Here is a 2,919-nt window from a genome sequence, read left to right on the forward strand (position 1 = left end):
CTCGGGCCTCTCGCACGCCGTGCTCTGCTTTTGCGGGCTGCTGCGCGAGCGGCAGCGGGAGAACCGGCTGATCACCGCGGGCGGCGACTGGTTCGTCATCCACGAGAGCCGCATCCTGCAGGACGTGGCGGATTTGCAGGAGCAGTTCGGCGCCAAGTGGGGCAAGGGCCTGCGCGAGCAGAAGCCGGGCTCGCTGATGGAAGACGTCGTGGGCGAGATGAAGGCGTGGGGGATGATGCGGGGCCCCGACGCGCACGGGCAGTACGAGGTGCTGCCCACGGCCGGCCGCTTGGCCGCCCACTACGCGGACGACGATGCGGACCGCGATGACGATGACGCGCAGGGCGCCGTGTTCGTGGACCGCATCGTCAGCGGGGACCTGTTCGAGGAGTGAGGGGCGGATCGGGATCGGGAATTCGGAAAAGCCTGCGTGAAGGCCCTTGCCGATCAGCGGCCACCACGCGGAGCGCCCCCTCCGCTCGCCTAGGCTCGCACCTCCCCCAACACTGCTGGGGGAGGTTGGGAAGCGCAGGGTTTCTGCCTCGCGACGGCCGGTCGCGGACCGGACGGAACCAGCAGGAGGACGGCGTCCCTTGGTAGAGTGGCTGCTTTCGGCGAGGGGACGGGATCCGCGTTTTTTTGAAGGGGCATGGTGCCGGCCACGGACGCGGAGCTTTGCCCGGGCGCATCATCCACCTGATCGCGATCGGTAAACGGCAGCCCGTGCCGGACGGTTGCCTTACGCGTGGGCGGGCTCCGCGCGAAGCAAATTCGCAAGGCGGGCATCGCGGACCAGAGCCGTGTTCGTGGTTGGGACACAAGATCCTTCGTCGCCGCCATGGCCCACGGCAAGACAAGGATCGCGCGGCGGCTCCTCAGGATGACGCATCCTACGCGATGGGGGCGGGTGATGGCACGACGAGCATCACGCGGCGACTCCCCTGGATTACGCGTCTGCGCCGCCGAGTCCACGATGGCAGGGCGAACATCGTGCGGCGGCAGGATGACGTAATCGCCTGATGAAGGCTACAGATAAAGTCCGGGGCTTAAAATCGCCCGATCGCAACGCACTCGAACGATCGATGACGCAGGCCGACTTCTTTCGCCTGGGCGGCACCTCGCCGCGCATGCTGCACCTGCTGGACGGGATGCACGCGTCCGACCCGGACCGGTGGATCCCGCGTCGGCTCATCCTGCAGAACTACTGGCTCTTCGACCAGCCGGAGACGTTCCACTTTGCCCGGGGCAACCTCATGCTCACGGGGCAGAACGAGTCGGGCAAGTCCACGGTGCTCGTCACGGCCATCACGCTGGTGCTGGACATGATGCTCAGCCCCGACCGCGTGGACACGATGGGGAGCAACGACCGCTCCATCCGCTACTACCTCATCGGCAAGGACGACCTGCCGGCGGACCACCCCAACTACCACCGCGAGCGCACGGCGTACATCGCCCTGGAGTTCGAACGGGGCGCGTCGGGCGAGCACCGGACCATCGGCATCGGCCTGCGCTCGTCGCGCGACTGGACGAACCAGAAGGTGCAGCGCTGGGGCTTCGTCATGGACGGCACGCGCCGCGTGGGCATCGACCTCCACCTGCACGACGGCGAGCAGGGACGGCCCCTGCGCCCGGGCGAGCTGCGCGCGCGGCTGGGGCGCGGCGGGCAGGTGTTCGAGGACCAGCGGGCGTACAAGTCCGCCGTCAACGAGGCGCTGTTCGGCTTTCAAGCCGTGGACGACTACGAGCGCTTCCTGGAGATGCTGCACGTGGTGCGCACCCCCAAGCTGGGTGAAGGGCTCAACCCCCGGCGCGTGGAGCAGTACCTCAAGGACTCGCTGCCGCCCATCGAGTCCGCCGCCATCGACAACGTCTCCGACGTCTTCTCGCGCCTGGACGCCATCGAGGCGGAGCTGGAGCGGCTGGCAGGCCAGCTGGCGGCCGCGCGGCGGCTGGAGGGGCCGCAGGAGGACGCCGTCATCGCGTCCGCCCGGCTGGCCGCGCGCGCGTACCGCGAGGCCGCGCGCGACCACGACAAGCGGCAAAAGCTGCTGGAGGACCTGCTGTCGCGCCTGGAGGCCGCCCGCGCGGAGGTGGCGCGGCAGGAGGCCGTCCAGGAGGTGATCGGGACGGAGCGCGCGGACCGGCAGGGGCGGCTCACCATCCTCCAGGACCGCTACCGGGAGAGCGAGGCGTTCGACATCGAGGACCGGCTGCGCACCGTCCGCAAGGAGCACGGCGAGGCGCTGGGCGCGTTCGAGGCGCTGCGGGCGGACCGTGCGCGGGCGCAGCGGGCGCTGGAGCGGGAAGAAGGCCAGCTGCAGGAGGCGGCGGACTCGTGGTCGCGCCAGCGCAGCCGCCTGGGGGAGAAGCTGGACACGGTCACCTCCGCCGCGCGCCGGTCGTTCTGGCCCGCGCTGGAAAGCCGCGCCGGCCTGGCCCGCGACGGGCTTCCCGGCGCGCGCGTGGACGGCGACGGGCCCATCGCCGCGGACCTGGCGCGCTCCATGGTGGAAGGCGAGGCGGGCGAGCGGCGCGCGCTGCTGGGCGCCATCGTGGCCGCCATGGACGCCCTGGCCAGTGCCACGAAAAAGCTGGAGGACACGCGCACGGCCGAGCGCGTGGCCCGGCGCGAGTACGAGCAGGCGGACGACCGCTACAGGACGGCCGGCCGCGAGGCGGAGGCGGCCCGGACGAGTGCGTCCGCCGCCATCGAGGGCTGGCGGGCGGAGTGCGCGGAGCTGCGCGTGCCGGACGGGCCGATGGCGGACGTGCTGGGCGCCATCGCCGAGTACGATCCGCAGGGGCGGCGTCCCGCGTCCGTGCTGGCGCCGCTGGGCCCGGTGATGGAGGACGCGCAGGAGGAACTGCGGACGCAGCGGCAGGAGCGCGAGATCCTGCGCCGGCGGATGGACGACGAGA

Annotated in this window: 2 protein-coding genes; both read left to right on the forward strand. The window is 71.2% G+C overall.

Features of this window, described 5'->3' with window-relative positions; translation table 11 throughout:
- A partial coding sequence (locus VFZ20_RS27425; protein ID WP_329687150.1) for a DUF2398 family protein occupies positions 1–394 on the forward strand: 394 nt, incomplete at its 5' end.
- A 688-nt stretch (positions 395–1,082) separates the two neighbouring features.
- A partial coding sequence (locus tag VFZ20_RS27430) for an AAA family ATPase (RefSeq protein ID WP_329687151.1) occupies positions 1,083–2,919 on the forward strand: 1,837 nt, incomplete at its 3' end.

Source organism: Longimicrobium sp. (assembly GCF_036280135.1).
Lineage (GTDB): Bacteria > Gemmatimonadota > Gemmatimonadetes > Longimicrobiales > Longimicrobiaceae > Longimicrobium.